Origin of the sequence: Streptomyces sp. NPDC002896 (genome assembly GCF_040295225.1) — a bacterium.
Lineage (GTDB): Bacteria > Actinomycetota > Actinomycetes > Streptomycetales > Streptomycetaceae > Streptomyces.
In genome coordinates, this window is record NZ_JBEOVA010000031.1 from 18,241 (window position 1) to 43,069 (window position 24,829).

Sequence of the window (24,829 nt, forward strand, 5' to 3'; positions counted from 1 at the left end):
GGCTCAGTCTAGGACGGCCACAACAGGCGGCGGGTGGTCGCGAGTCCCCAGTCGTCGAGTGCGCGCAGTCCGTCGCCCGATGACATCAGGCCACGGTGCGTCTCCACTGTCCGCGCCCACTCCTCGCGCCGTTCGACCCCCGGCCGAAGCATCAGGCAGTCGGGGTCGTTGGTCCATAGCCGGCCGTGCTGCCAGGCGCGTGCGCGCACGTTGCGAGTGGCGTTGCGCTGGCTCGGCTCGGACGGATGCCCGCTCGGCGCCGACCAGTGCGCGGCGATGTCCGGTCCGACCCGCATGGCGTCCACGAATCCGGCGGCGGGCAGCAGGGGGGCTCCGCAGCCCACCAGGTACGAGTCGGAGCCGATCGCCTCGCGGATGATCCGCAGCGCTTCGCGGTACGCCTCGACACCCGTCACGTCCGCGTACCGGCGGCCCTCGAGCGCACCCGCGTACATAAAGTCGATCTTGAAGTAGTCGACGCCCCAGCCGCGCATCGCCTCGAAGACCTCCCTGAGGTATGCGGCCGCGCCCGGGTTCGTCACGTCCAGCGCGGTGCAGCGGTCGCCGATCGCGTCACCCGCGAACACCGGTTCACCGGTGGCCGGGTCGGTGACCGCCCAGTCCGGGTGCTCGGCGTACAGTCGGCTGCCCAAGCCGAGCAGGAGCGGGGCGGTCCAGATTCCGGCCCGCCGACCCTGCGCGCGGATCCGGCCGATCAATCCCGCCAGGTCCGCGAACCGGTCCGACGGAAGCAGCCAGTCGCCGGGCGCGGCCTGGTAGCCGTCGTCGATCTGGACGACGTCGAAGGGCAGGTCCAGCTCGTCCATGGCGTCCAGCTCCGCCAGCATGTCCGTTTCGGTGACGGTGTTCCAGTACTGGTACCAGGAGCACCACACCGTCGGCGCCGCCCGCGTCAGGCGCCCCTCGGACACCCCGGCCCGCTGGGCGAAGTCCTCGGCCCAGGCGCCGAGGGCGGCCTGCACCGACCCACCGTCCTCGCCCTCCAACCGCAGCACGGGCGCGTCCGACGAGATCCGCAGCGTGCCGCCCGGCCCCAGCGCCGCGCGCACGCGCGGAACCGTCCGGTCGGTGCGCTCGGCAGCGAACACGTGCACCGGTCCGCCGTCGCCGGGATCCACCGCCAGCACGCCCTCGCCCTGGAAGACCCCCTCGGGCGGCACGGCGTTGTAGTGGCAGTCCATGGCCAGGGAGTTGGCGAGGGTCGGCCGGTACTGAGCGGCGGTGACCGGAAGCGATTCGGTGACGCTCCAGGACTGCCAGCCCTCGGCGAGGATCCGGGCGGTGTCCGGATCCACGGTCAGAGTCGCGACCGGTTCGAAACCGGTGACCTGATCGAAACCGTGGACCGGCTCGAATCCTGCATGGTCGGTCACGCGGCGGCCTTCCCCTCCGACTGCAGCCAGCACAGCACCTTGTGGCCGCTGCCGATGGCCGCCTCCGGAGGCCGGGTGGAGCAGACGTCCATGGCGAACGGGCAGCGCGGCCTGAACCGGCAGCCGTCACCGACCACCGTCTCCCGCCGCTCGGCCTCCCGTGCCGAGCGCGCCGCCGTACGCACTTGCCGCGCCGCCCGGATCTCTGCCCGCGTCGCCCCGGTCCTGGGCGCCGCGGCCGCCAGCAACTGGGTATACGGGTGCCTCGGGTTGAGGATGACCTCGTCGCTCGGGCCGCGCTCGACGACCTGCCCCCGGTACATCACCATGATGTCGCTGGAGAAGTGCCGGGCCGTGGCCAGGTCGTGCGTCACGTACAGCAGCGCCAGGTCGCGCTGCCGCTTCAGCTCGTCCAGCAGGTTGAGGATCTCCAGGCGGATCGACACGTCCAGCATCGACACCGGCTCGTCGGCCAGCAGCACGTCGGGCTCCGGAGCGAGCGCCCGGGCTATCGCGACCCGCTGCCGCTGCCCGCCGGACAGCTCGTGCGGCCGCTTGCGCGCCACGTCCGCCGCCGGGGTGAGGTTCACCTGCCGCAGCAGCTCCGCGACCGCCGCGTCCGCCTCGGTCCCGCGCCGCGCCCGGCCGGTGGCCAGCAGGGGACGCCGCAGGTGGTGGTCCACGCTGTGCGACGGGTTGAGCGAGGCGAACGGGTCCTGGAAAACCATCTGCACCGCGCGCCGGTACTCCTTCGCCGGAACCTTGCCCCGACCCGCGAGGAGCACCTGCCCGCCGGCCGGCGTGACCAGGCGCGAGAGCGCCTTGAGGACGCTGGACTTGCCGCTGCCGCTTTCGCCCACGAGGGCAAGGGTCCGTCCGGCCTGCAGGGAGAAGGAGAGTTTCTCGACGGCCCGGTAGGGCTTGCCACGGGACTGGGCGTATTCGACGACGAGGTCGCGGACTTCGAGGGCGGTCATGAGTGCGGTCCTTCGGCGGAGGCGGAGCTGCGGTGTTCCGGGTCGTTCAGGTGGCACGCGGCGTGCCAGCCCCCGGCACCCTCGCGCGCGATGTCCAGCAGGCGGGGCGCCACCGTGCGGCAGGGGTCGAAGGCGTACTCGCACCGGTCCGCGAAGGCGCATCCGACGACCTCGCCGCGCAGGTCCGGTGGCGATCCCGGGATGCCGCGCAGCTCGCGGCGTGCACCGACGAGGTCGGGGAACGACCGCAGCAGCCCTTGGGTGTAGGGGTGCTTGGCGTCGGTCAGCCGCTCCGCCGGGGCGTATTCGACGATCTCGCCGGCGTACATCACGGCCAGCCGGTCGCTGATCTCCAGCAGGAGTCCCAGGTCGTGCGTGATGAAGATGACGCTGAAGCCCAGCTCCTCGCGGAGCCGCTCGATCTCGTCGAGGATCTCCCGCTGCACCACCACGTCGAGGGCGGTCGTGGGCTCGTCCATGATGACGACGTCCGGTTCCAGCGCGAGCGCCATGGCGATCACCACTCGCTGGCGCATGCCGCCGGACAACTCGTGCGGATAGCTGCGGGCCCGGCCGGCGTCGATGCCGACCATCTCGAGCAGCGCCTTCGTCCGGTCGGCCCGCTCGGTCTTCGTCATCTGCGGCCGGTGCGCGCGGTAGATGTCGTCGAACTGCCGCCCCACGGTGGTGACCGGGTTCAGCGCGTTCATGGCGCTCTGGAACACCATCGACAGCCGGTTCCAGCGGAAGGCCCGCAGTTCCTCGCCGCCCAGCGCCAGCAGGTCGGTCTCCCGGCCCTCCCGGTCGCGGAAGACGACGTTGCCGCCTGTCAGCCGCGCGGGCGCCTTCAGCATCCGCGTGACCGCGTACGCCAGCGTGGACTTGCCGCAGCCGCTCTCCCCGGCGATACCCAGCACCTCGCCGCGCCGCAGTTCGAAACTGACGCCCCTCACGGCTCGCGTCGGGCGCTCGCCGTCGTATTCCACCTGGACGTTCTCAGCGCGCAGCACGACATCCCGGGCGGCGGAGCCCGAGGGATCGGCAGCCAGGCCGGCAACGGTGTCGATCATCGGACGGTCCTGCCTTCCTTCGTACGGGTACGGCGGGCGGAGCGCGGCCGGTGGACGCGCAGCCGCGGGTCGAGGACCTCGTCAAGGCCGAAGCTGATCAGTGACAGGGCGGCCCCGAAGACCGCGATGCACAGGCCCGGTGGGACGAACCACCACCAGGAACCGCCGGCCAGCGCCTCGGCGTTCTGGGCGAAGTAGAGCATGTTGCCCCAGGTCATCGCCGACGGGTCGTCAAGACCCAGGAATGCCAGGCCGGCTTGGGTGAGGATCGCGAAGATCACCGCGAAGATGAACTGCGAGACGATGATCGCGATCTCGTTCGGCAGGATCTCCACCAGCACGATCCGCCAGCGCCGCTCCCCGTACAGCCGGGCCGCCTGGACGTAGTCGCGGCTGCGCAGGCTCAGTGTCTGGGCGCGCAGTACCCGGGCAGAGGCGGCCCAGCTGGTCAGCGCGATGACGCCGACGGTGGCGAGGGTGCTGCTGCCCTTGACGTACGAGGCGATCACGATCACCAGCGGCAGGCCCGGGATCACCAGGAAGACGTTGCTGATCAGCGACAGCGCCTCGTCGGCCCAGCCCCCGAGGAAGCCGCCGCCGATACCGATCACGATCGACACGGCCGTGGCCACCAGGGCTGCCGCGGCGCCGACGACCAGCGAACCCCGGGTGCTGGCGATGAGCTGCGCGAAGACGTCCTGGCCGGTCTGGGTGGTGCCCAGCCAGTGGGCGCCGGACGGCGCCTGGGACAGGTCCTGACTGAAGGTGTCGGGGCTGCCGGTGAGAAGCGGGCCGAAGGCCGCGACCAGTACGAACACGGTGATGATCGCGAAGCCGACGGTGAGGCGGCGCGAGCGGCGCACCGTCCGCCAGGCGCCGCGCGCCCAAGCGGCCGGGCCACCTGAAGAGCCGGACCCGGGCGCGGGCGGAGTGGCCGTGGGAAGGGTCGAAGTGATCGGTGCGGTGGTCATCGGGCCTGCCTCGTACGGGGGTCGACGAAGCCGTACAGCATGTCCACCAGGAAGTTGGTCGACAGCACGGCGAAGGTGATGACAAGGAAGACGGCCTGCATCAGCGGGTAGTCGTTGTTGCTGACCGCCTGGAACAGGGTGTAGCCGATGCCGGGGTACGAGAAGACCATCTCCATGACCAGCGAGCCGCTGACCACGAAGCCCAGGGAGATCGCGAAGCCCGCCACCGACGGCAGCACCGCGTTGCGGGCCGCATAGCCGATCATCACCGTACGGGACTTGAGCCCCTTCGCCTCGGCGGCGGCCACGTAGTCCTCGGACAGGGTGGAGACCATCATGTTCCGCATGCCGAGCAGCCAGCCGCCCACCGAGCTCAGCACGATGGTGATCGCGGGCAGCATCGCGTGCTGCACCGCGGACTGGATGAACGGCCCGTTCCAGCCGATCGTCACGCCCGGGTCGTAGCCGCCGTTCCCCGGGAACACCGGCCAGATCTGGCTCAGCAGGTACAGCAGCAGGAGTGCGAGCCAGAAGTACGGGATGGCGGCCAGGAAGGTGGTGGACGGCACCAGCGAGTCCAGCCAGGTGCCGCGCTTCCATCCGGCCACCGTGCCCAGGGTGATGCCGATGACGACGCTGATGACGGTGGCGGCGCCGATCAGCAGCAGGGTCCACAGCACAGAGGAGTGCAGTACCGAGGACACCGGGGTCGGGAAGTAGGTGACCGTAAGGCCGAACTTCAACTGCGCCGTGGAGACCAGGTAGTCCCAGTACTGGACGAAGATGTTGCCGTGGCCCAGGCCCAGCATCTTCGCCAGGGCCTCCTTCTCACCCGGGGGCACCGGGCCCTGCTGCGACTGCCTGGCCATGATCAGCTGCACCGGGTCGCCGGGGATCAGCCGGGGCAGCGCGAAGTTGAGGGTGACCGCCATCCACGCGGCGATCGCATAGAACCCGAGTTTTCTCAGTAGGTACCGCATATCCGAAAGCTCCTAGCGGCTCGGCCGGGGACCGGTGCGGTGCCCCTCGGCCATCCCTGCGTCAGGGAGGGGACGGGGAGGGGCGCCGCACCGGAGTTCAGGCAGCGAAGTGCCGCGTCACTTCACCGGCTTGAGCCGCATGGCGACCCAGCCGTTGTCCGGGGCCAGCCAGACCGACGGGGCAGCGTACGGGTTGTCCTTGGTGGGGTATCCGGTGATGTGGTTGCCGTTGAACTCGATCTCGTTCTGCGCGTTGAACAGCGGGATCAGCGGCATGTCCTTGATGAACTGCTGCTGGATCGTGTAGAAGTGCGGCTTCTGCTTCTCCAGGTCGGTGGTCGAGGCGATGGCGTCCAGCGCCGCGTCCACCTCGGGGTTGGAGTAGCCGCCGTAGTTGCCGATGGTCTCGCTCTGCCCGTCCTTCGGGGCGATCCGGCTGTCGAGCAGCTTGTCGTAGTACGCATACGGATCCGGCGTGTAACCGTCGTTGCTGAGCAGCATCTCGAACTTGCCGGAGGACTGGTTGGCCACCCACTGCGCGTAGGCCTCGGCGCGCACGTTCAGCTTGATGCCCGCCTTGGCGAGCTGCTGCTTGGCCATCTGCGCGATGCTGATGTAGTCGGTCCAGCCGGAGACCGTTTCCAGCGTGATCGACAGCTTCTTGCCGTTCTTGGCGTAGATGCCGTCCGAGCCCTTGGAGTAGCCCGAGGCCTTGAGGTACGCGTCGACCTTCGCCTGGCCGGTCTCGAACGTCGCGTCCTTCAGCGACGGGTCGAGCACTGACTGGTAGTTGGGCAGCAGCAGCGCCATCGGGTTGGTCGGGCCGGCCTGGCCGTTGTAGACCGTCTTGCTCATGAAGTCGCGGTCGAGCGCGGCGCTGATGGCCTTGCGCACGTTCACGTCGGCGGTCGGGCCCTGCTTGAAGTTCGGCGCGAGGTAGGTGGTCGCGAGCGGGATGTTGACCAGGTCGAACTTCTTGTTCTTGGCGAGGTAGTTCTTCTCGATGTCCGGGATGAAGGCGCCGGCCCAGTCGACCTTCCCCGAGGTGATCGCGGCGTTGGCACTGGTGTTGCCACTGAAGGACAGGTAGCGCAGCGTCTTGATGCTGGGCTTGCCCTTCATGTAATAGTCCTTGCGCGCCTGCAGGTCCATCACTGTGTTCGCGACCGACTTGACCGTCCAGGCACCGGTGCCCACCGGCTTGCTGTTGAGGACGGTCTTCTTCTTGCCGTCGGGGATCTTCGACCAGATGTGCTCGGGCAGTTGGTCGGCCTTGCCGAGGATGAAGTACTCCTTGGTGTAAGCCGCCTGCGAGAACTTCAGCGTGATCCCGTCCGAGCCGTCCGTGGTGACCGACGTCAGGGGCAGGGCGTAGCTGTTGAAGTCCTTGTTCTTCAGAGCCATCCGGAAGGTGAACGCCACGTCCTTGTTGGTGAAAGGCTTTCCGTCGTTCCAGGTGGCGTCGGTGCGGATCTTGATGTGCAGGGTCTTGCCGCCGTCCGACCAGGTGTAGGACTTGCCGAGCCAGGGCTGGACGTCACCGGCCTTCACCGCGTTGAACAGGAACAGCGGCTCGTAGATCATGCCGTGCGTGCCCTGCTGGGCGTTCGGCGAGAACGGGTTGAAGTTCTTGGTGAAGTTCCCTGAGGAAGCCGTGACGGTGACCATGCCGGTCGCGGCAGGGCTGGAGGAGCCGCCTCCGCCGCACGCGGTGGCGGTCGTGGCGGCCAGAGCCAGTACCGCGCCGAAGGCGAGGAGCCGCCGCCGGGCCGTTCTCGTGACGTTCATCGGTGATCCCCTGATTGGTGGGCGGGTTGGAGGGGTGAGGGCGAGGGGCGAAGTGAGCACGCGTGGGGGGCTGGTGGTGGCTGGGGGAGTGCTGCGGTCAGGCGAATGAAACGAGGTGCGGGTGCATCACGGGCTGACAACGATGTCAGGGCAAGGTTTCTGAGCCCTGCGGAACTACGTGCTTGTGCGGCTGCGCAAAGGCGTGCGGCTGTGCAGTTGTGCGGCCCGGCGGGCGCCCGTACGTGGTGCGTGACGTGCGTCGAGAGGGGCGGGGATGGATGCTCCCCGTCGTGGTCGGCTGGGACGGAGATGGTTGCCCCCGTCACGGTCGGCGTGGGCAAAAATTAGAGTCCGGGTAATCCGCTGTCAACACTTCGAAAACAAATAAGTTTTTGATCTCGCCGGCGCCGGCGCGCTCGGCCTCTTACCCAACTGAACCGGTTTTGCTCGCCCATGACCCGAGGGACCCGGGCGGTCGGTCGTCGGCCGACGCGGGTCAGCCACAGCGCCACGACCACAGTTCCAGGCCGGACGAGTGTCACGCCAGAGCAGCCGCTGCCCGGGAGCCGGAGGAGGGAGGCGGTACGGGCCGCCGTCCGGGCCGGCGACATCCGGCTGTGGCATAAACCGGTTTATGAATCTCGGCCGAGTCCCCCGCGATGTCTTGACGCTAAACCGGTGCAGTGGTTCCATCATCCCGCCGATCGGTGAGCCGCCCGGCCACCACACCGTATGCGCCGCGCAACGAGACACCGCCAGGCCAGGGCGGAGCCGCGAGCCCCGGTGCGCGGTCGTGTACCGCCGTCGGCTCCCTGCCTCCCCGCAACCCTCCGCCACGCCGTCGACGCCGGCCCGCCCCGGTGCGTTGCTCTCGCACCCGAAGCCCCGTACCGCCCGGCCCCGCAGCGACCGCCACTCCAGAAGAGGATCCCGCCCATGCAGCGCACCTCCGCCCGGCTGACCTCCGCCGCAACTCCGGTCACCTGGCTCGGCGCCAACTACTGGTCGCGCACCGGAGGCCCGCTGATGTGGCGCTCCTACGATCCGGACGTGGTGAGCGAGGAACTGCGCGTCCTGCGCGACCACGGGCTGAACATGACCCGGTCCTTCTACTACTGGCCGGACTTCATGCCCACCCCCTACACGGTGGACGAGGAGAAGTGCGCCCTGTTCGCCGACTTCCTCGACCGGCACCACGAGCTGGGCATGACCACCGTCCCGACCTTCATCGTCGGCCACATGTCCGGTGAGAACTGGGACCCGTCCTGGCGCGGCGGCCGGGACCTGTACTCCGACGTGTGGATGGTCGCCCGCCAGGCCTGGTTCGCCGGGCAGATGGTGCGCCGCTTCAAGGACCACCCGGCCGTCGCGGGCTGGCTGGTCTCCAACGAGATGCCCATCTACGGCGACCGCACCCAGGACCGCGAGGCCGTCTCGTCCTGGGCCCAGATCATCGCCGACGCCGTCCGCGCCGCCGGCGGCACCCAGCCGTTCTCCCTCGGCGAAGGTGCCTGGGGCCGTGAGAACACCGGCAACGAGAACGGCTTCTCGGTCCGCTACACCGCCGAGATCTGCGACTTCCTCGGCCCGCACGTCTACCGCATGGAGGACGACCCGGTCCGCCAGCACCACGCCGCCGCCTGGGTCTGCGAACTCACCGGCACCTTCGGGCGGCCGGTCGTGCTGGAGGAGTTCGGCGTCAGCTCCGACTTCGTCTCCGGCCCGAACGCCGCCCACTACTACCGCCAGGTCCTGCACAACAGCCTGCTCGCCGGGGCCACCGGCTGGATCGCCTGGAACAACACCGACTACGACAACCTCAAGCACCAACCTCCGTACCTGCACCACGCCTTCGAGATGCACTTCGGCCTCACCGACGCCAAGGGCGCCGCAAAGCCGCAGCTGCGCGAACTGAAGGAGTTCGCGGAGCTGCTCGAGAAGGTGGACTTCGGCCGCACCCGCCGCGCCGACACCGACACCGCCGTCGTGATCTCCTCGTACCTCGACACGGAGTACCCCTTCACCCGCCCCGAGGACGCCGACCACGTCTACCGCACCGCCCGCCAGGCCTGGGTCGCCGGCCGCCTCGCCGGACTCGCCCCGGCCGTCACCCGCGAGAGCGACGACCTGCCCGGCGAGGCCAGGCTCTACCTCGTACCGTCCACGAAGCAGCTGCTCTCCCCGACCTGGTACGAGCTGGAGGACCGCGCCCGCACCGGCGCCACCGTGTACGTCTCCTACTGCCCCGGCTACCACGACGAGCAGCGCGGCCCCTGGTACGCCCATCTGAACGAGATGTTCGGCGTCGAGCACCAGCTGGAGTACGGCCTGGTCGATCCCATCGAGGACGACGAGGTGACCTTCACGTTCATCCGTCCCTTCGGCAACCTCTCCCAGGGCGCCCGGCTCACCTTCCGCGCCGCCGGGACCGAGAACAGCCGCGTCTTCCTCCCCGTCGAGCCCACCGACGCCGAGGTGCTCGCGGTCGACACCCACGGCCGCCCCGCTCTGCTGCTGCGGCGGGTCGGCGAGGGCTCCGTGATCCTGAGCACCTACCCCCTCGAGCACATGGCGGCGGTCACCCCGCGAGTCAACCCGGAGGACGGCGTCACCCTGTACGACGCCCTCGGCACCCACGCACAGGTGCGGCGCCCGGTCACGGTCGCGGACCCGAGGGTGGTCGTGGACCGCCTCGAGCACGAGGACGGCCGGGTCTTCGTCTGGCTCGTCAGCCAGGCCCGCCAGGAGATCTCCGTGAAGCCCGTGGTGGAGGGCGACGCCACCCTGTACGACCTCGACGTCACGCCCGTCGACACCGTGAGCCTGCCCGAGCGAGGCGTCCGAGTACTGGAACTGCGCGGGGCCTGACCCTCGTACCCCTACGAACCGGAGGAGGAGCCCCGCCGTGCCGCTCACCGACATGCCACTGACCGAACTGACCCGCTATCGGCCCGACCTGGAAGCCCCCGCCGACTTCGACGACTTCTGGGCCGGGACCCTCGCCGAGGCCCGCGCCCAGGGCGGGGACCCTGTCCTGACCCCCGTCGAGGACACGCTGCTGACCGCCGTGGACGTCCACGACGTACGCTTCCCCGGCTGGAACGGCGAACCGGTGGCCGCCTGGCTGCTCCTGCCGCGCGGCGCGACCGGGCCGCTGCCCGTCCAGGTGAAGTACATCGGCTACAGCGGCGGCCGCGGCCGGCCCACCGACCACCTGCTGCCGCCCGCCGCCGGATACGCCCACCTCGTCGTCGACAGCCGCGGCCAAGGCCACGACACGCCCGACCACGGCACGGGCGGCGGGACGCAGTGGGTCGAGGGCTTCATGACCCGGGGCATCGAGGACCCGCGCGACCACTACTACCGCCGCCTGATGACCGACTGCGTCCGCGCCGTCGACGCCGCCCGCGCACTGCCCCAGGTCGACCCGGACCGGGTCGTGGTCAGCGGCGGCAGCCAGGGAGGCGGCCTCGCCCTCGCCGTCGCGGGCCTCGCCCGCGACCTGGTCGCCGGGGTGCTGACCGACGTGCCGTTCCTGTGCCACTACGAACGCGGCGTCGAGGTCGCCTCCGACGGCCCGTACGTCGAGATCGCCAAGTACCTGCGCTGGCACAGCCAGGACATGGCGGAGACCGCCTTCCGCACCCTGTCCTACTTCGACGGCGTCCACTTCGCCGCCCGCGCCACCGCCCCGGCCCTGTTCAGCGTGGGCCTGATGGACCCCATCTGCCCGCCGTCCACGGTCTACGCCGCCTACCACCGGTACGCCGCCGAGCGCGACATCCGCGTCTGGCGCTTCGCAGACCACGGCGGCGGATACGGCGCCACGCCGGGGGAGCACCTGCGCTGGCTGCGCGACCACGGCCTCGCGCCCAAGGAGGCGTAAGGAGGGGTGCCGTGCATCCCACCCTTTCGGGGTTGATCGCCTGGGCCACGGCGTCGACGACCGGCCCGCCATTGGCCCGAGCTTCGGGAGAGGGGTGATTTCTTGATCCAATGGGAGGGCTAGTGCTAAATCGGAAATAAACGGACGTTAAATCTATGTAACCAGACGCACTCGGACGCAAATCGGACTAAAATGGGCATAGCGGTGCATGGTGTGCGCTGTCGTCACGAGTTCGACCCGAGGAGAGCTCCATGGGACATGGGGTAGCTACCGCCCCCGACCCGACCCCCCGTGCCAACGCTGCTTTGGCTGCCGGTTGCGACGTATGCAGTGGCTGGGGAAGTGTGATCACCGTCCGCGGGCTTCACAAGCTGTGCCCGGAGTGCCAGTCCAACAGCGATCAGGGGCGTTCCGGCAGCGGCGGTGCGTCCCGGGTGGAATGAGTCGGCTCCCGCCAGGGCGGCCGACAGTGTGCTGGTAGTCCCTGATTCAGAGTGAGCCTCTGCCCAAGGTTCGATGATCGCTTCCTCGGCGCGGCGCCGTAGCGCTCGGGCGCCACGGCGACGCATGCGCTGTGAACGCCCGGTCGATCTCCTGCGGCGGGTCGACGCGGAAGACGAGCAGGCCGAACAGTTCCGCCCGGGTTCTCATCGACCTGCGCCGCTGGTGCCGCCAACGCCACATCGCCCCCGCATCCCCGGCAAGGGCATCGAGTCCCCACAGCGGCTCGGCCGACGCTGCTGGGTCGTCGACCGGACCGTGACATGACTGTCCGGATTCCGCCGCCTGCACCGCCGCTACGGAGGCAAGGCTGAGCACTTCCGCTTCCCGGCGTTCGTCGCCATAGCCGCCACCCTCATCGCCCACCGTCGCCTGCGCCTGCTGCACCGACTGCTGCGACGCTCCTAGGACAGGCCGGGCCTGCGGGCACACCGGCGCTGTGGGTCTTTGCTTCTGCGGGAGAGCCGGGGGAGGCTGGAGTCATGGTCGAAGAGGCGCCTGTGATCGTGTACCCGCCGCAGCAGGATGGCGGACGGCGGGTGGTGATCCGTGGCGAGCCGGCGGGGACGGCTTACACGCTGTTCGATCTGCTGGAGTTCCTGCACGGCGCCGACTTGCCTGAGGCCGATACGGCGATCGACGACCCCGAGCTGATCGAGTGGCGCGGAGGTGGGCCCGACGTGTGGAACAGCACACCGCCCGCGTAGCCCGCGTGATTATCCACGGGCCCCAGCAGGGTTCGGCTGTTCGCTCTACCGTGGGGGAAAGGGCGCTTTCGACGACGGTTACGTCGACCTGCACGTTCCGGAGGACCTTGCTCGCGTGCTTCGGCGGGCAGCGCCCGCAGCTGCATCCAGCCGCTCGGCCATCAGCTGCCACGCCGCGTCCAACGCCCACACCCGCCCGGCCAAGTGTTCCTCGACCGGCTCGTCCAAGCTCGGCTGTGCAGGAGTCCTCGGCGACGGCCTCCCACTGCTTGCCGTCCAGCAGCCGCGCCCGCGGGTCCGCCCACCGGCTGGTGGGGGAGGCGAACACGTCGCGCCGGTTCAGCGCGCGGAACAGCTGCTCCAGCACGCACACCACACAGGCGTCGCGGTCCACGCCCCCTCGAGCAGCTCCGGGTTGGAGTACACCGCCCGCTTCCACGCCGGCGGCACCAGCTTCTGGTCGATCTCACGCGGCAGCAGCGGCTTCTGCTTGACCTTCCGCCGGGCCAGCACCGGGAGCCGCTTCACCGCCTCCAAGATCCGCTTACCGGCAGAGGCCGCCCCCAGGGCGGGCGGCTCCCCGAGCAGAGACAGGAACGGGCGGACGGTGTTGTAGCGGGTGGCCAGCAGGCGCCGCATCTCCGCCTCGGCCTCCTCGTCCGCGGGCTCGATCAGCTCTCCCAGCAGCGCAGAGGCGGCCCGCCGTAATCACTTCGGCCACGTTGCGATCGTTGCATCTCCAAACGACCGTCACGGGCGTAGCCATAGAGTGATGCACCATGCGAAGCCTGGCCCGTCTGCCGAAGGCCCATCTCCATCTCCATCTCGAAGGCGCGATGCGCCCCGCCACGCTCGCGGAACTAGCGGGTGAGCGTGGCGAACAACCGCCGGACTTAGGCGGCTTCACGTCCTTCGAGGACTTCATGTCCTTGTATGGCGTCGCTGCGCGGCTGGTGCGCGACGGCCCGCGGGAGAACCTTCTGCGGCTGGTGCGCGAAGTGGTCGAGGACGCCGCCGCAGACGGAGCGGTATGGATCGAGCCGCAGGTGAACCCCCTGACCTACGAGGACGATCCGGACGCCGCGCTCGACCTGCTCGACGCGGTGATCGACGAGGGCCGCCGTACCGCTGCCCGGCTGGGCATCGGCTTCGGCGTCCTGGTGTTCGCCCGGCGTAACGCGGACCCTTCGGAGGCCGTCGAGACCGCCCACCTCGCGGCCCGGCGGGCAGACAACGGGGTGGTCTCCTTCGGCCTGGCCGGAGACGAGGCCCAATATGCCCCTGAGCCGTTCGCCGAGGCATTCGCCATCGCCCTTGATGCCGGGCTGATTTCCGCCCCGCACGCAGGGGAACTCGCCGGTCCGGCCAGCGTGCGCGCCGCACTCGACGTGCTCGGCGCGCGACGGATCGCCCACGGCGTACGGGCGGTTGAGGACCCGGCTCTCGTCGCCCGCCTGGCTGCGGAAGGCGTAGTCCTCGACGTCTGCCCCACCTCCAACGTCGCCCTCGGCGTCGTGGGATCCCTGTCCGTCCACCCCCTCCCGCTTCTGCTGCAAGCCGGCGTCCGGTGCACCCTCAACGCCGACGACCCCCTCCTGTTCGGCCCCGGCCTGCTGGAGGAGTACGAAACAGCCCGCACGGCCTTCGCCCTCACCGACCCCCAGATCGCCGCGATAGCCCGCACCTCGGTCGAATCCTCTGGCGCCCCGCGCGCAATCGTGGAGGATGCGGTCACGCTCATCGCCGACTGGCTGGACACGCCTGACCAAGCAACGACACCCCCGATCCAAGGGGCGTGGCGACTGCCGCACCCGTAAGTAGCCCTCGGGAACGGGCGGCTCGAGATTGTGGGAGGCTTTTAACCAAGCCACTGCGGGAGTTCATCGAAGCGAACGCGGACTGGCTCACGGTCTTCCAACTGCCCACCTACGCGCCCGACCTGAATCCGCAAGAGGTATCTGGTCGCTGGTCAAGGCGTCGCGCTCGTCCAAGCGGCGGGAATAGACCGCCAGGCACGCCGGCAGCATCCCAAGCCAGCTGAGCACGCGGCGCCTGGCCTAGCGTCCGAGGGCCTTCAGGACGGTCCCGAGCTGCTGTGCCGGCTCGGGACCTATCATCCGCAGTACGACCGTGCCCGCTCCGGCCGCTTCCAGCTCGCGGACTCGTTCGGCGGCCTCCTCAGCCGTGCCGGAGACGGTGAACACCTGCCGCGCCGGGCGGCCGAGCCAGGCGCCATGGCCCTCTGTATGAGGCTGCAGCGCCTGCGCCACCTGATCGGCGTCGTCGCCCACGCAGCAGAAGGCGAACACCGTCAGAGTGTGGTCGGTGGAGGCCCCGCCCTTCCTGGTCAATGCCCGAGCGCTCTCCACATCCTGCGGCCCGTGGCCCTCGGCGATCAGCGTGCCGTCCGCGACTCGCCCGGACAGCTCCAGGGAGCGGGGCCGCACTACGCCGGCGACGACCGGCGGCGGCTCGATGGGTGGATGCACCAACTGGATGCCGTCCAGTCGCACTTCCCGGCCCTCCAGCTCGACCCGCTCCCCGTGCAGCAGCGCCCGCACGGAATTGATGGTCTCTTCCAGGAGGGCGAGCGGCGACCGTGGCGCAACGCCAACCGACGCCATCCACTCCGGCACCCCATGGCCGATTCCGGCCACCAGCCGCCGCGGGAACACCCGCGCTAGCGTCGCCAGCTCCATAGCCAGCAACGCTGGACTGCGCAAGGGAGCGGGCGTGATGCCGATGCCCACGCGCAGGCGCTCCGTCGCTCCCAGCGCCACGGACGCGGCCGATACACCCCCGTTCCATCCGAGGTCCTCGACCACCCAGAGATCGTCCACTCCGAGCGCCTCGACCTCCCGCGCGAACTCGGGCAGCCCTTCCGGTGCCCAGTCGCGGTCGTACATCACGCCGATCCGAACCGTCGTCATGGACCGTAATCTATGGTCTGTTCCAGTGAGTGATCAACGCTCGGGCAAGGTCGAGAGTGTCAGCACCCAGTGGTTCGCGAAGTTCGGCGGGGTGTGGCTGCAGGCAAGGGGGTCGCGTCCTCCGAGCGGTTGGGCCGTCACCGTTTGGGTGGTGAGAGGGCCGTGGCGTGGCCTCACAATTCTGTGCCCTCACGGATAGCCTGCGCGCCACTGGGTTGTGAGACACCCGCAGGGCGTGGGCTGACCGACGCTGAGAGGGTCTCTCGGGAGCGGATGCGGTTGCGGACCTTCGAGGGCGGCGTGGAGGAACCCGGAGATCGCCACGGTGCAAAGTGATCAGTCCTACGCTCAACCGTCAACGGCATCACAGTCGACCGCGCTTGGTCACCGGCCAGGAGCCCGCCACCGGCGGCGGATGCACCAGTCCGCACCAAAGGAGTTGGGCGCGCGGGCAGCACAAGTCGACGGACACCCGTACGAACTCCGTACCCCTGATGGCATAGTGGTGCCTCGGTGCCGCGCGGTCCGGCATCGAGCCACGCGCATGCGGTTCGAGATCCGGGCGATCCACAAGCCGCGGCGGGAAGTCCCGTACCCCGCTACTCGTTGGGCGGTCGATCGGAGAGCGACGAATGCCGAGTGGACTCATCGCGCTGGCACTCGGCGGTTTCGGCATCGGTCTGACCGAGTTCCTGATCGCCGGGCTGCTGCCGCAGGTGGCGTCGAGTTTCGCGGTGTCCGAGGCAGCCGCGGGCTGGCTGATCTCCGGGTACGCGTTGAGCGTCGCGATCGGCGCGATCGCGCTGACCGCGGCGACGGCGCGGCTGCCCCGCAAGGGGATCCTGGTCGGCCTGGTGGCGTTGTTCGTCATCGGCAACCTGTTGTCCGCTCTCGCGCCGAGCTATCCGGTGATGCTGCTCGGGCGGATCGTCGCGGCGTTGTGCCACGGTTCGTTCTTCGGTATCGGCTCGCTGGTCGCTCGCAGTCTGGTCGCGCCGGAGAAGAAGTCCCGCGCGGTGGCGGTCATGTTCGCCGGGCTGACGGTTGCGAACGTGCTGGGCGTGCCGTTCGGTGCGCTGGTCGGTGAGCGCTGGGGCTGGAGAGCGGCCTTCTGGGCGGTCACCGCAATCGGCGTGCTCGCGCTGGCGGGAATCGTCACCCTCGTCCCCGGCTGGGCGGGAGAGGCACGGCCGCCGACAGTGACGGGCCGCTCAGACCCGATACCGGCCAGCGGCTTGCGGGCCCAGTTCAGTGCGTTCCGGTCCTGGCAGGTCTGGCTGACTTTGACGGCCACCGCGCTCGGCTACGGCGGGATGTTCGGTGCGTTCAGCTACATCGCCTACACGTTCACCGAGGTCGGCGGCTTTTCCTCGGCGGATGTCGCCTGGTTGCTGATGGTGTACGGCGTCGGTCTGGTCGTCGGGAACCTGGTCGGCGGACGAGCGGCCGACCGTGACCGTGACCGCGCCCTGGTCCTCGCCCTACTCGGACTCACCATCACCCTGGCCGTGTTCGGTCTGCTGGCCGGCAGCGGCACCGCGTCGGTGATACTGGTGTTTCTGATGGGGCTGTTCGGGTTTGCCAGCGTGCCCGGCATGATCACTCGCGTCACCGACTTCGCCCACGGGGCGGCACTGGCCGCCAGCGCCAACGTGTCCGCGTCCAACCTCGGCAACGCCCTTGGCGCCTGGCTCGGGGGCCTGGCCATCACCGCGGGTCTCGGCTACACCGCGCCGCTCTACGTCGGCGCCGGTATCGTCCTGATCTCCGTCATCGTCATGGTCGTCGCCGCACACCAGGCCAGGTCACCCGCTCAGCAGACTGACCACTGCATGTGAATGGAGACGCCCCAGTCGCGTTCGGCCGCCAGCAGTACCAAACCGGTAGCGACCGGACCGCTGAAACACATCTCGCTCAGCCCGGTCACGGTGATCAGCGGCGCGAGCATCCGATGCTGGCGGACATTACGCAGGCCGTCAACGATGTGCAGCTCGAACGCCATGAGCCCGAGCTTAGAGCGGGCTCTGGACCTGTACGCCGACTTCCGCTGAAGCCGGGACGAAACGGCGCCAGCGGGTCGGAGACGCACCACAGCGTCAGGCTGTTGACCACGGTGTATGTGGTCAAGTAACAGAGTCTGGAAGTCCGTGAGTACCGGTCTTCGATCCAGCGGATTCTCGGCAGTCTGGAGGGATTACCCCTGGGGCTGATCTGGTGTCAGCAAACGATCGGACACCCGTACTTTGCACCTGGGGTCACAGGTAGGAGCACCGGGCCGTCACTTGCCGCTCCTGCTGACCAACTCTTCACCAGTCTCCGGGCAGCGTCGATAGTTGACTGGATACGGCAGCAACCAGAGCGTGGTGATCCGCCTCAATTGAGGAGGCCAACGGCAGCCAGCGCGTGCCGAAGGCGTGGACCGCTCTCGGCGAAGTCGAGACGCCCCGGGACAATGCCGCGCCGACGGCCTGAGCGCCCGGTCCGGACGGGTGCCGACGCCAACGGTGGCGCGCCATAGTCACCACACGGCGCGGCCTCCTGCACACAGCCCCTTAAGCCCCACTTTTCGAACGGAAGTCAGGGTCCGTAGCAGGGCTCGATGCCTGACGGGAAGCCGTAGATCCCTGGGGCGTTGACGGAGCCGTCCGGGATGTCAAGGGGGCAGATGCTCCAGTGCTCGGCCATGCGCATTACATGGTCTTCTCGCGGCATGGCAGCGAACCAGGCGTCCCATTCGGGCTCCTGCCAGTCCTGCCATCCGTCTTCGAGCCAGCGTTGCCCGACACCGAGTTCCCTCTCAAGGTCGGTGCGTTCGCCGAGATGTAGTGGGACTTCGCCACGCTCGCCGATGTAGCAGTAGGCGCGGGTCAGCTCGCCGGATTCAACCTTGGCCCAGGCGTGATAGTCGCCGATGCGGTCGGTGGCGAAGTATTGGACGTCCCCAAGTTGCGTACTCAGCGTCTGGAGCCAGGCGGGAAAGCGTGGATCGGTGGCGTTGGTCCCAGGAGTCAGATGGATCCGACCGTGGGCGATCGTCCAGTCGGGGACCGGCCTGGCCACGAAGACTCCCTGTCGGTAGGCAGCGCTAGTGCCGCCTGTCCAGTCCACGATCCGCCGGTGTTGCAGGCCGAGGGCGTCGGCGACCTCCTCCGGCGCGGCGTCCTGCACAGCGAGCCATGATGTCTTGTAGCCGATTCCCATGATCCCTCCCACCGGGGTGACTCGGGGATCATCGCAGGTGGTGCCGACATCCGTTTGGGCCGTCTCAGGCCGTCCGATGCGAACTGGTGTTGACAACAAATGATGACAACCGATCACGGCGTCGTCGCAGCTCAGAAGCCAGGGGCGCCGCTCAGGTCCAGGTAGGGATCCTCGTCGGCGACAAGCAGTGGGTCCCTCGGCGTCAAGTAGTGCGCCACCCGCACCACGTAGTTGTCCCGGGTGAACGTCACGTACACGTTCAGCCGCAGTCTGGACGGATCAGTGTGCTTCAGGCTGTGGCGAAACGATGACCAAGACCGATCAGGAATCGAGAAGCGCGGGTCACGCAGCGGCACATAGCCTGATCGCCATGGACATCGCCATTCACACGAGCGTCCTCCCACATGACGACCCGGATGCGTCCCTGGCCTTCTACCGCGACAGCCTCGGCTTCGAGGTCCGCAGCGAGGTCGGAAACGGCAAGATGCGCTGGATCACGGTCGGCCCCGCCGACCAGCCGGGCACGTCCATCCTCCTGGCGCCGCCGGCCGCCGACCCTGGGGTCACCGAGGACGAGCGCCGCACCATCGTCGAGATGATGGCCAAGGGCACCTACGGCTGGATCCTGCTGGCCACCCGGGACCTCGACGGCACTTTCGAGAAGGTGCAGGCCGGAGACGCCGAGGTCGTCCAGGAGCCGACCGAACAGCCGTACGGCATCCGCGACTGCGCCTTCCGCGATCCCGCTGGCAACCTGGTCCGCATCCAGGAGCTTCGCTGAGCGGTCCGGTAACCGATGTGACCATGAGGGCCGGCGCCGCGACCACCTGCGAAGAATACGGCGGCCAACTATTCCGGGCCTCCGCCCTCGACTGCACCCCCGACGGCCGCAACTTCGCAGAGGTGCTCGCGATGTCGGCCACGAGGCCGAGGCGTTCTTCGCCGACGTCGAGCAGCTGCTCGGCCTGCTCGACCGGCTCGTCGACTCCGCCAAGTCGGTCATCGTCGTCGAGCAACGCCCGGCGGTCATGGCGCACGCCGACTGGATCATCGACCTCGGCCCCGGTGCCGGCCACGACGGCGGCCGGATCGTTTGCGAGGGCACACCCGCCGACCTCGCTGCCGCCCGCCCCACCCTCACCGGCGAGCACCTCGCCGCCTACTCGGCAGGTAACCCAGGTGCTCGCGGACATCGATGAAAGGAGTTCTCTCATGTGTCACCCCTCGTGGGGGCGCGCACGCACCGCGGCGCAGCGCCTGAGCGACCTCGCGCGACTGCGCCGCGTCCGCGACCGGATCGACCGGGAGTACGCGCAGCCGCTGAACGTCGAGGCGCTCGCCTGCGGCGTGAACATGTCCGCCGGGCACCTCAGCCGCCAGTTCCGGCTGGCCTACGGCGAGTCGCCGTACGCGTACCTGATGACGCGGCGCATCGAGCGCGCGACGGCGCTGCTGCGTCGTGGCGACCTCAGCGTCACCGAGGTCTGCTTCGCGGTCGGCTGCTCGTCGCTGGGCACCTTCAGCACCCGCTTCACCGAGCTGGTCGGCATGCCGCCCAGCGCCTACCGGCGCCGCGCAATGGGCGCTGCGGCGGGGATGCCGCCGTGTGTGGCAAAGCAGGTGACAAGACCGGTCAGGAATCAAGAAGCGCCGGTCGCCGAGCCGCAACTAGCGTGATGGCCATGGCATCCATCGAATCCGTCACCCTCGACGTGGCCGACCCCACGGCCGCCAACCGCTTCTACACCACCGCCTTCGGTTTGGACACGCAGATACGCCTGCGGGCCTCGGAGGCGCCGACGACCGGCTTCCGTGGGTTCACGCTGTCGCTCACGGTGTCCCAGCCGGCTACCGTCAACGGCCTGATCGACGCCGCCCTCGACGTCGGCGCCACGCCGCTGAAGCCGGCCGCCAAGTCACTCTGGGGCTACGGCGGCGTCGTACAAGCTCCGGACGGGACGATCTGGAAGGTCGCGACCTCGGCGAAGAAGGACACCGGCCCGGCCACCCGGCAGATCGACGAGATCGTGCTCCTGCTGGGAGTAGCGGACGTGGCCGCGAGCAAGCGGTTCTACGTCGACCGAGGCCTCGCCGTGGCGAAGAGCTTCGGCCGCATGTACGTCGAGTTCGCCACTGGGTCGAGTCCCGTCAAGCTGGCGCTGTACAGGCGCCGTGCCCTTGCCAAGGACGCCGGCGTCTCTGCCGACGGCACCGGATCGCACCGGCTCATGATCGGCGGCGATGGCGGGCCTTTCACCGATCCGGACGGGTTTGCGTGGGAGGCCGCATCGCCGACACCCACGCCCTGATTGTCACTGCTGCCTGACCGACCGATGATCGACGGAGGCCCTCCCGCGGAAGGGCTCTCCACCAAGTGACGCACCGCCAGCAGTCTCTCGGCGGGAGAAGCGAAGCCGGGCAGTTCGACCGAGATTTCGATGAGCATTTCCGTCACGCGCGTACGCTCGGCCGTTCCGAAACCGTCGCCGCCATGCTCGACCGCCGCGTCCACCACGCCGAAATGATTTCCCTCAAGGGCGACAGCTACCGCATGCGCGGCCGCGACTTCGGACGGGTTCCCACGGCCAACACCTTGGAATGAACAACATCAACTCACAGCAACGGCGTGCTTTTCATCCGCTGCCACCGGCCTACGATTCGCCCGCTACTGACAAAACATCGAGTATCTGCAGGGCAGCGCGGAGACGGGCGTCTCGTCAGAGCCGCCGTGCTGTCTACGAGCGCGGCAAATCTGTCGACGGCGCGGTAAATCTGTCGACAGGCGAGTACGCGATCGCAAGAATCCCGGGCCATGACGTCTGTCATCGAGTCGGCTGTTTCGGCGCTCATGGCGTGTTGCCTGGCTCTGGGGGTGAGCTGATGAGAGGTGCTGCGCTCCCCGTGCTGTGGTTGTGCGGCCCGCCGGGAGTCGGTAAGACCACGGTCGCCTGGGAAATGTACTCCCACCTCATGCAGGCCGGGATCGAGACCGCGGTCGTCGACATCGACCAGTTGGGCATCTGCTACCCCGAGCCCGCGGCCGATCCGGGGCGGCATCGTATGCAGGCACGCAATCTCGATGCGGTGGCGGCCGCTTTCCGGGCGGCCGGCGCCCGGTGTCTCATTGTTTCCGGCGTCGTCGATACCGCTCGCGGAGTGCACGTCGGGGAGATTCCGCGGGCCGCCGTGACGGTGTGCCGTCTGCGCGCCGACCGGGATGAGCTACGTCAGCGGTTCACCAGCCGCGGAGAGCCTGCAGAACTGGTCGACCACGTGCTGCGGGAAGCCGATGTCCTGGACGCGAGTACCTTCGCGGACGCCTGCGTCGACACCAGCGGACTGTCGGTGAACGAGGTGGCGTGGCTCGTCAGGGAGCGAACCAGGGGATGGCCCACCCCGACTCAGGGCTGTTCAGCCGACGCAGACGAGCCGACCGCGGCCGCGGCGGTCACCACCCCGGACAGGAGCCAGGCCTCGGCGCAGACGGTGCCTATGGCTGCTGGTCCGGTTCTGTGGCTGTGCGGTGCGACCGGCGTCGGCAAGTCGACGGTCGGCTTCGAGGTCTACCAAAGGGTTCTGCGCGCCGGCGTCACCGCTGCATATATCGATCTCGACCAGCTCGGCTTCTGCCACCCGGTTCCGCACGATGACCCCGGCAATCACCGGGTCAAGTCCCGTAACGTGGCCGCCGTCTGGGGGACCTACCGTGCGGCCGGGGCCCAGTGCTTGATCATGACCGGCCCGGTGGAGAACGAGGTCGCGGTCAAGGCGTACGCCGATGCGCTGCCCGCGGCAGAGCTCACGCTGTGCCGTCTGCACGCCGAACGGGAGCAACTGACGAAGCGCATCAAGCTCCGCGGAAGAGGCGGCGGCAGTTGGGCGCAGCCGGGCGACCCCTTGCGGGGTCAGTCCGTCACGCGCCTGCTCCAGATCGCCGACCAGGCGGTGGCATCGGACGCCGCCTTGGAAGATGCCGGGATCGGAGATCTGCGCATCGACACGGACGCCCACACCGTTGAACAGGTAGCTGATGCGCTCGTCGCCCAGGTCGCGTTGCCGGGACTGCGCAGCCCGTGATCTCTTTACTTGGCCGTCAGGTCACTCGGGCATCAGGCAACGCCGGCGGGAGCGAGGACCGTGGCACGGCCAGCGTCACGGGCCTGAGGACAACTGAGGATCGGTGGGCAGGTTGAGGTTCGCGCTTCCCTGTATCGGTGTGCCGCTGACAATGATCGATTACGCCTGGTCGTGGTCTTCTGCTTGAAGGCGCTCGTGGGGGTGTCTGGCCTTGCTCGGCCCAGCGGCCCTCCGGTCGCCGCCTGCCGGACGCGCGGCATCATCCCTCTTTTTCAAGCCCTGCCCGCGCCAGCAGGAGCAAATCGAGGAGCCGGTCCAGGTCTCGTTCGTCGAGTTCGCCAGCGGCGACTGCTGCCAGCGCGATCAGCGCGTCCTGCAGACGTTCCGTCACGATGGACACGTCTGTCCGGTTCCTTCGGGCCAGTTGCCGGGCCACGGCCAGCGCGCGCGGCGATGCCATCAGCCGGCGCACGGCTTCCGGTACCTCTGGCTCGTCTGGGCTTCCGTCGTCACCGCGCAGGCCGATCTCCAGACGAGTGCCGAGCGCGGCGGCCAGCTGCTGCAGCGCCGACAGCGTTGGATTGCCCCGGCCGTTCTCCAGATTGGCGATGTACGGCACCGACAGGCTGGCGTCCACCGCCACCGATGCAATCGTCCCTGTGGACCAGCGGCAGCGTTTCCAGCCTCGGCTCGTGGCTGCTCGTTGTCGCTCTCCCTGTCCATGTCTTCCAGCTCACTGGTTCCCCGACCGCGACCGGAATCCTCCTGGCGCTGGAGGCCCTGCCGGCGCTGCTGGCAGGCCCCTGGGCCGGCGCGCTCCTCGATCGCTGGAACCCGGCCCGCGCCATGTGGCTGGCCGACCTCGCCGCCGCCGGGAGCGTCGCCCTGATCCTGCTCGTGGACAGCCCGGACCGCGTATGGCTGCTCTACCTGGCCGTCCTCGGAGAGAACCTGGCGACCACCGTCTTCCGGCCGGCCGGCCGGCCGCCCGCGCGCTGACGCCCGCCGTCGTCGGCAACGGGCCCCAACTCACCGCGGCGAACGCGCTCAACGCCTTCTCCGGCAGCGTGCTCCGCCTGGCGGCGCCTCCCCTTGGCGCCCTGTTGCTGGCCGGGCCCGGCATCACATGGGTGCTGCTCATCGACGTCGCCAGCTATCTGGCGTCGGCAAGCGTCTCTGATTGGCTTAGTGAGCCTGAGCGTTGCTCAGCGTTGGGAGCCAATCGCGTTCGTGCCCTGGTACTGAACGACAGGAGCCGTCAGCCCGCGTGACACGGCCCTCCGGACGCTGGTCGGTCAGGCCGCAGACCCAACCGAGGAGGGTGCCCGATGTCGCCTGGGCACCGGGCGTGCATGTAGCACTCTGCCACAGGTTCGCTACGTTTCGCTAATCCAACTGGTGAGCCTGATCGCGCGGGTGGGGCACCACCTCACCACCCCCAAGGCAACGGCCAGGAACGAGCGGAACACACCGGCCGGCCTACGCGCCGGTCTCGCCCACATCGCCCGCTCCCCGCTACTGCGAGGCCCGCTGATCAGCAACGGCGTGTTCCTGACCGCGAACGCGGCCCTGACCGCCCTCCTTGTCCCGTTCGTCACCGGTCCCCTGAGTGCCCCCGGAGCCAGCGTCGGCTACCTCATCTCGGGGCTGGGCGTGGGCTTCGTCGTAGGCTCCGTCGCCAGCCGCTCCCTCCTTGACCGGTACGGCATCCGACAGGTGCTGAGCGCGACCCAACTCGCCAGCGGGATCGCGTACTTCGCCCTCTTCAACGCACCGAGCCTGGCAGCCGCCGTCGCCGCAGCGGTCCTGATCGGCTTACCCGGCAGCATCCTGCTGATCTCCGTGGAGACCCACATCCAGCGCACCGCCCCACCCGGCATGCTCGGCCGCGTCGGCGCGCTGTTCTTCGCCATGGACTCCCTTGCCGCCATCGTCGGTGCACTCACCGCCCCTATCCTCGTCGCGATCGTGGGCCTCACCGCCGCTCTGAACGCCATCAGTGCCGCCGCCCTGCTCGCAGCGCCCCTCACCTGGGCCCTGTCGCCCAGGCCGCCCCCCGGAGCAGCGTGCCGTGAGCGGCGTGGCGCATGGCAACTCACTCACGGCGCGAAGCCCCGGGTCCGCCGACGCGCTCGCCCGGCTGGCTCGCGCAGACGAGACACGGCGTGGGTAAGACTCCTCCACCGATGCGTCGTCATCGTTGGCAGGTCCAGCGCCCGTGTTGTACGGCCCGCACTCCAATGCGAGGACTCGCTTCGCCGGTTTTGTCGGCTTCCCGGCGCCTCCAGCAACCTGTAAAAGAACGATCGTTCTTGACTGGTCGTTCTTCAATCCTTTACGGTCATTG

23 protein-coding genes and 4 pseudogenes are annotated in these 24,829 nt (G+C 68.9%); 14 read left to right on the plus strand and 13 right to left on the minus strand.

Annotated features, from left to right (window positions below; translation table 11 throughout):
- Positions 1 to 8: 8 nt before the first annotated feature.
- From ABT009_RS37495 to ABT009_RS37520, 6 genes are all read right to left on the minus strand, one after another.
- Entirely contained in the window at positions 9 to 1,394 is a 1,386-nt protein-coding gene (locus ABT009_RS37495; RefSeq protein WP_351305493.1) for a glycoside hydrolase family 36 protein, read from the minus strand.
- Positions 1,391 to 2,371, minus strand: a complete 981-nt coding sequence (locus tag ABT009_RS37500) for an ABC transporter ATP-binding protein (RefSeq protein WP_351305495.1) — start codon at positions 2,369 to 2,371, stop codon at positions 1,391 to 1,393. Before ABT009_RS37500 ends, ABT009_RS37495 begins: the two co-directional genes overlap by 4 nt.
- Positions 2,368 to 3,441: an ABC transporter ATP-binding protein gene (locus ABT009_RS37505; RefSeq protein WP_351305497.1), complete on the minus strand. Its 1,074-nt coding sequence runs from the start codon at positions 3,439 to 3,441 to the stop codon at positions 2,368 to 2,370. The genes ABT009_RS37500 and ABT009_RS37505 overlap by 4 nt, the downstream gene beginning before the upstream one ends.
- Positions 3,438 to 4,412 (minus strand): ABC transporter permease, encoded by a 975-nt coding sequence (locus ABT009_RS37510; protein ID WP_351305499.1) that lies wholly within the window; start codon positions 4,410 to 4,412, stop codon positions 3,438 to 3,440. The genes ABT009_RS37505 and ABT009_RS37510 overlap by 4 nt, the downstream gene beginning before the upstream one ends.
- Positions 4,409 to 5,392: an ABC transporter permease gene (locus tag ABT009_RS37515; RefSeq protein WP_351305501.1), complete on the minus strand. Its 984-nt coding sequence runs from the start codon at positions 5,390 to 5,392 to the stop codon at positions 4,409 to 4,411. The genes ABT009_RS37510 and ABT009_RS37515 overlap by 4 nt, the downstream gene beginning before the upstream one ends.
- A gap of 117 nt (positions 5,393 to 5,509) precedes the next feature.
- Positions 5,510 to 7,180, minus strand: a complete 1,671-nt coding sequence (locus ABT009_RS37520) for an ABC transporter substrate-binding protein (protein ID WP_351305503.1) — start codon at positions 7,178 to 7,180, stop codon at positions 5,510 to 5,512.
- 936 nt (positions 7,181 to 8,116) lie between these two features.
- Between ABT009_RS37520 and ABT009_RS37525 the strand changes: the two genes are divergently transcribed.
- The 4 genes and pseudogenes from ABT009_RS37525 (at position 8,117) to ABT009_RS37540 (ending at position 12,274) form a co-directional block, all read left to right on the plus strand.
- Entirely contained in the window at positions 8,117 to 10,048 is a 1,932-nt protein-coding gene (locus ABT009_RS37525; protein ID WP_351305505.1) for a glycoside hydrolase 5 family protein, read from the plus strand.
- Between the two features lie 37 nt (positions 10,049 to 10,085).
- Entirely contained in the window at positions 10,086 to 11,066 is a 981-nt protein-coding gene (locus tag ABT009_RS37530; protein WP_351305508.1) for an acetylxylan esterase, read from the plus strand.
- A 655-nt stretch (positions 11,067 to 11,721) separates the two neighbouring features.
- Positions 11,722 to 11,975 (plus strand): annotated as a pseudogene (locus ABT009_RS37535) (hypothetical protein); the annotation flags it as partial.
- Between the two features lie 74 nt (positions 11,976 to 12,049).
- Entirely contained in the window at positions 12,050 to 12,274 is a 225-nt protein-coding gene (locus tag ABT009_RS37540; RefSeq protein ID WP_351305510.1) for a hypothetical protein, read from the plus strand.
- Positions 12,275 to 12,430: 156 nt separating this feature from the next.
- Here ABT009_RS37540 and ABT009_RS47560 read toward each other — a convergent pair.
- Positions 12,431 to 12,659: pseudogene (locus ABT009_RS47560) on the minus strand (hypothetical protein); the annotation flags it as partial.
- Positions 12,614 to 12,913, minus strand: a complete 300-nt coding sequence (locus ABT009_RS37545; protein ID WP_351305512.1) for a hypothetical protein — start codon at positions 12,911 to 12,913, stop codon at positions 12,614 to 12,616. The pseudogene ABT009_RS47560 and the gene ABT009_RS37545, both read right to left, overlap by 46 nt.
- A gap of 140 nt (positions 12,914 to 13,053) precedes the next feature.
- Between ABT009_RS37545 and add the strand changes: the two genes are divergently transcribed.
- The gene (gene add, locus ABT009_RS37550; RefSeq protein ID WP_351305514.1) at positions 13,054 to 14,091 is read left to right on the plus strand and encodes an adenosine deaminase; all 1,038 of its coding nucleotides are present in this window, start codon (positions 13,054 to 13,056) and stop codon (positions 14,089 to 14,091) included.
- Between the two features lie 240 nt (positions 14,092 to 14,331).
- Here the strand turns inward: add and ABT009_RS37555 are convergent, their stop codons facing one another.
- Positions 14,332 to 15,204: an LLM class flavin-dependent oxidoreductase gene (locus ABT009_RS37555; protein ID WP_351305515.1), complete on the minus strand. Its 873-nt coding sequence runs from the start codon at positions 15,202 to 15,204 to the stop codon at positions 14,332 to 14,334.
- 632 nt (positions 15,205 to 15,836) lie between these two features.
- On the opposite strand from ABT009_RS37555, the gene ABT009_RS37560 reads away from it, so the two are divergent.
- The gene (locus ABT009_RS37560; RefSeq protein ID WP_351305516.1) at positions 15,837 to 17,042 is read left to right on the plus strand and encodes an MFS transporter; all 1,206 of its coding nucleotides are present in this window, start codon (positions 15,837 to 15,839) and stop codon (positions 17,040 to 17,042) included.
- Between the two features lie 2 nt (positions 17,043 to 17,044).
- On the opposite strand, the pseudogene ABT009_RS37565 reads toward ABT009_RS37560, so the two are convergent.
- The 3 genes and pseudogenes from ABT009_RS37565 to ABT009_RS37575 form a co-directional block, all read right to left on the minus strand.
- Positions 17,045 to 17,182, minus strand: a pseudogene (locus ABT009_RS37565) (MFS transporter); the annotation flags it as partial.
- Positions 17,183 to 17,781: 599 nt separating this feature from the next.
- On the minus strand, positions 17,782 to 18,405 hold the full coding sequence (locus ABT009_RS37570; RefSeq protein ID WP_351305517.1) for a hypothetical protein: 624 nt from the start codon (positions 18,403 to 18,405) through the stop codon (positions 17,782 to 17,784).
- Between the two features lie 131 nt (positions 18,406 to 18,536).
- A complete protein-coding gene (locus ABT009_RS37575; protein WP_351305519.1) occupies positions 18,537 to 18,662 on the minus strand; it encodes a hypothetical protein in 126 nt (41 codons plus the stop codon).
- Between the two features lie 113 nt (positions 18,663 to 18,775).
- Between ABT009_RS37575 and ABT009_RS37580 the strand changes: the two genes are divergently transcribed.
- From ABT009_RS37580 to ABT009_RS37605, 6 genes and pseudogenes are all read left to right on the plus strand, one after another.
- The gene (locus ABT009_RS37580) at positions 18,776 to 19,186 is read left to right on the plus strand and encodes a VOC family protein (protein WP_351305521.1); all 411 of its coding nucleotides are present in this window, start codon (positions 18,776 to 18,778) and stop codon (positions 19,184 to 19,186) included.
- A gap of 11 nt (positions 19,187 to 19,197) precedes the next feature.
- A pseudogene (locus ABT009_RS37585) lies at positions 19,198 to 19,604 on the plus strand (hypothetical protein); the annotation flags it as partial.
- Positions 19,605 to 19,617: 13 nt separating this feature from the next.
- Positions 19,618 to 20,082 carry a helix-turn-helix transcriptional regulator gene (locus ABT009_RS37590; RefSeq protein ID WP_351305522.1) on the plus strand — a complete coding sequence of 155 codons (465 nt, stop codon included), beginning with the start codon at positions 19,618 to 19,620 and terminating at the stop codon, positions 20,080 to 20,082.
- Positions 20,083 to 20,087: 5 nt separating this feature from the next.
- Complete coding sequence (locus ABT009_RS37595) at positions 20,088 to 20,714, plus strand: glyoxalase (protein ID WP_351305524.1); 627 nt, start codon at positions 20,088 to 20,090, stop codon at positions 20,712 to 20,714.
- Positions 20,715 to 20,779: 65 nt separating this feature from the next.
- Positions 20,780 to 21,007, plus strand: a complete 228-nt coding sequence (locus tag ABT009_RS37600; protein ID WP_351305526.1) for an ATP-binding protein — start codon at positions 20,780 to 20,782, stop codon at positions 21,005 to 21,007.
- Positions 21,004 to 22,482, plus strand: a complete 1,479-nt coding sequence (locus ABT009_RS37605; protein ID WP_351305527.1) for an AAA family ATPase — start codon at positions 21,004 to 21,006, stop codon at positions 22,480 to 22,482. The genes ABT009_RS37600 and ABT009_RS37605 overlap by 4 nt, the downstream gene beginning before the upstream one ends.
- Before the next feature lie 259 nt (positions 22,483 to 22,741).
- Here ABT009_RS37605 and ABT009_RS37610 read toward each other — a convergent pair whose 3' ends face one another.
- A complete protein-coding gene (locus ABT009_RS37610; RefSeq protein WP_351305529.1) occupies positions 22,742 to 23,125 on the minus strand; it encodes a helix-turn-helix domain-containing protein in 384 nt (127 codons plus the stop codon).
- Between the two features lie 2 nt (positions 23,126 to 23,127).
- Here ABT009_RS37610 and ABT009_RS37615 point away from each other — a divergent pair, with 2 nt between their 5' ends.
- Together ABT009_RS37615 and ABT009_RS37620 are read left to right on the plus strand one after the other, a co-directional pair.
- Positions 23,128 to 23,481 carry an MFS transporter gene (locus ABT009_RS37615; protein ID WP_351305531.1) on the plus strand — a complete coding sequence of 118 codons (354 nt, stop codon included), beginning with the start codon at positions 23,128 to 23,130 and terminating at the stop codon, positions 23,479 to 23,481.
- Positions 23,482 to 23,880: 399 nt separating this feature from the next.
- The gene (locus ABT009_RS37620) at positions 23,881 to 24,780 is read left to right on the plus strand and encodes an MFS transporter (RefSeq protein WP_351305533.1); all 900 of its coding nucleotides are present in this window, start codon (positions 23,881 to 23,883) and stop codon (positions 24,778 to 24,780) included.
- Positions 24,781 to 24,829 lie beyond the last annotated feature (49 nt).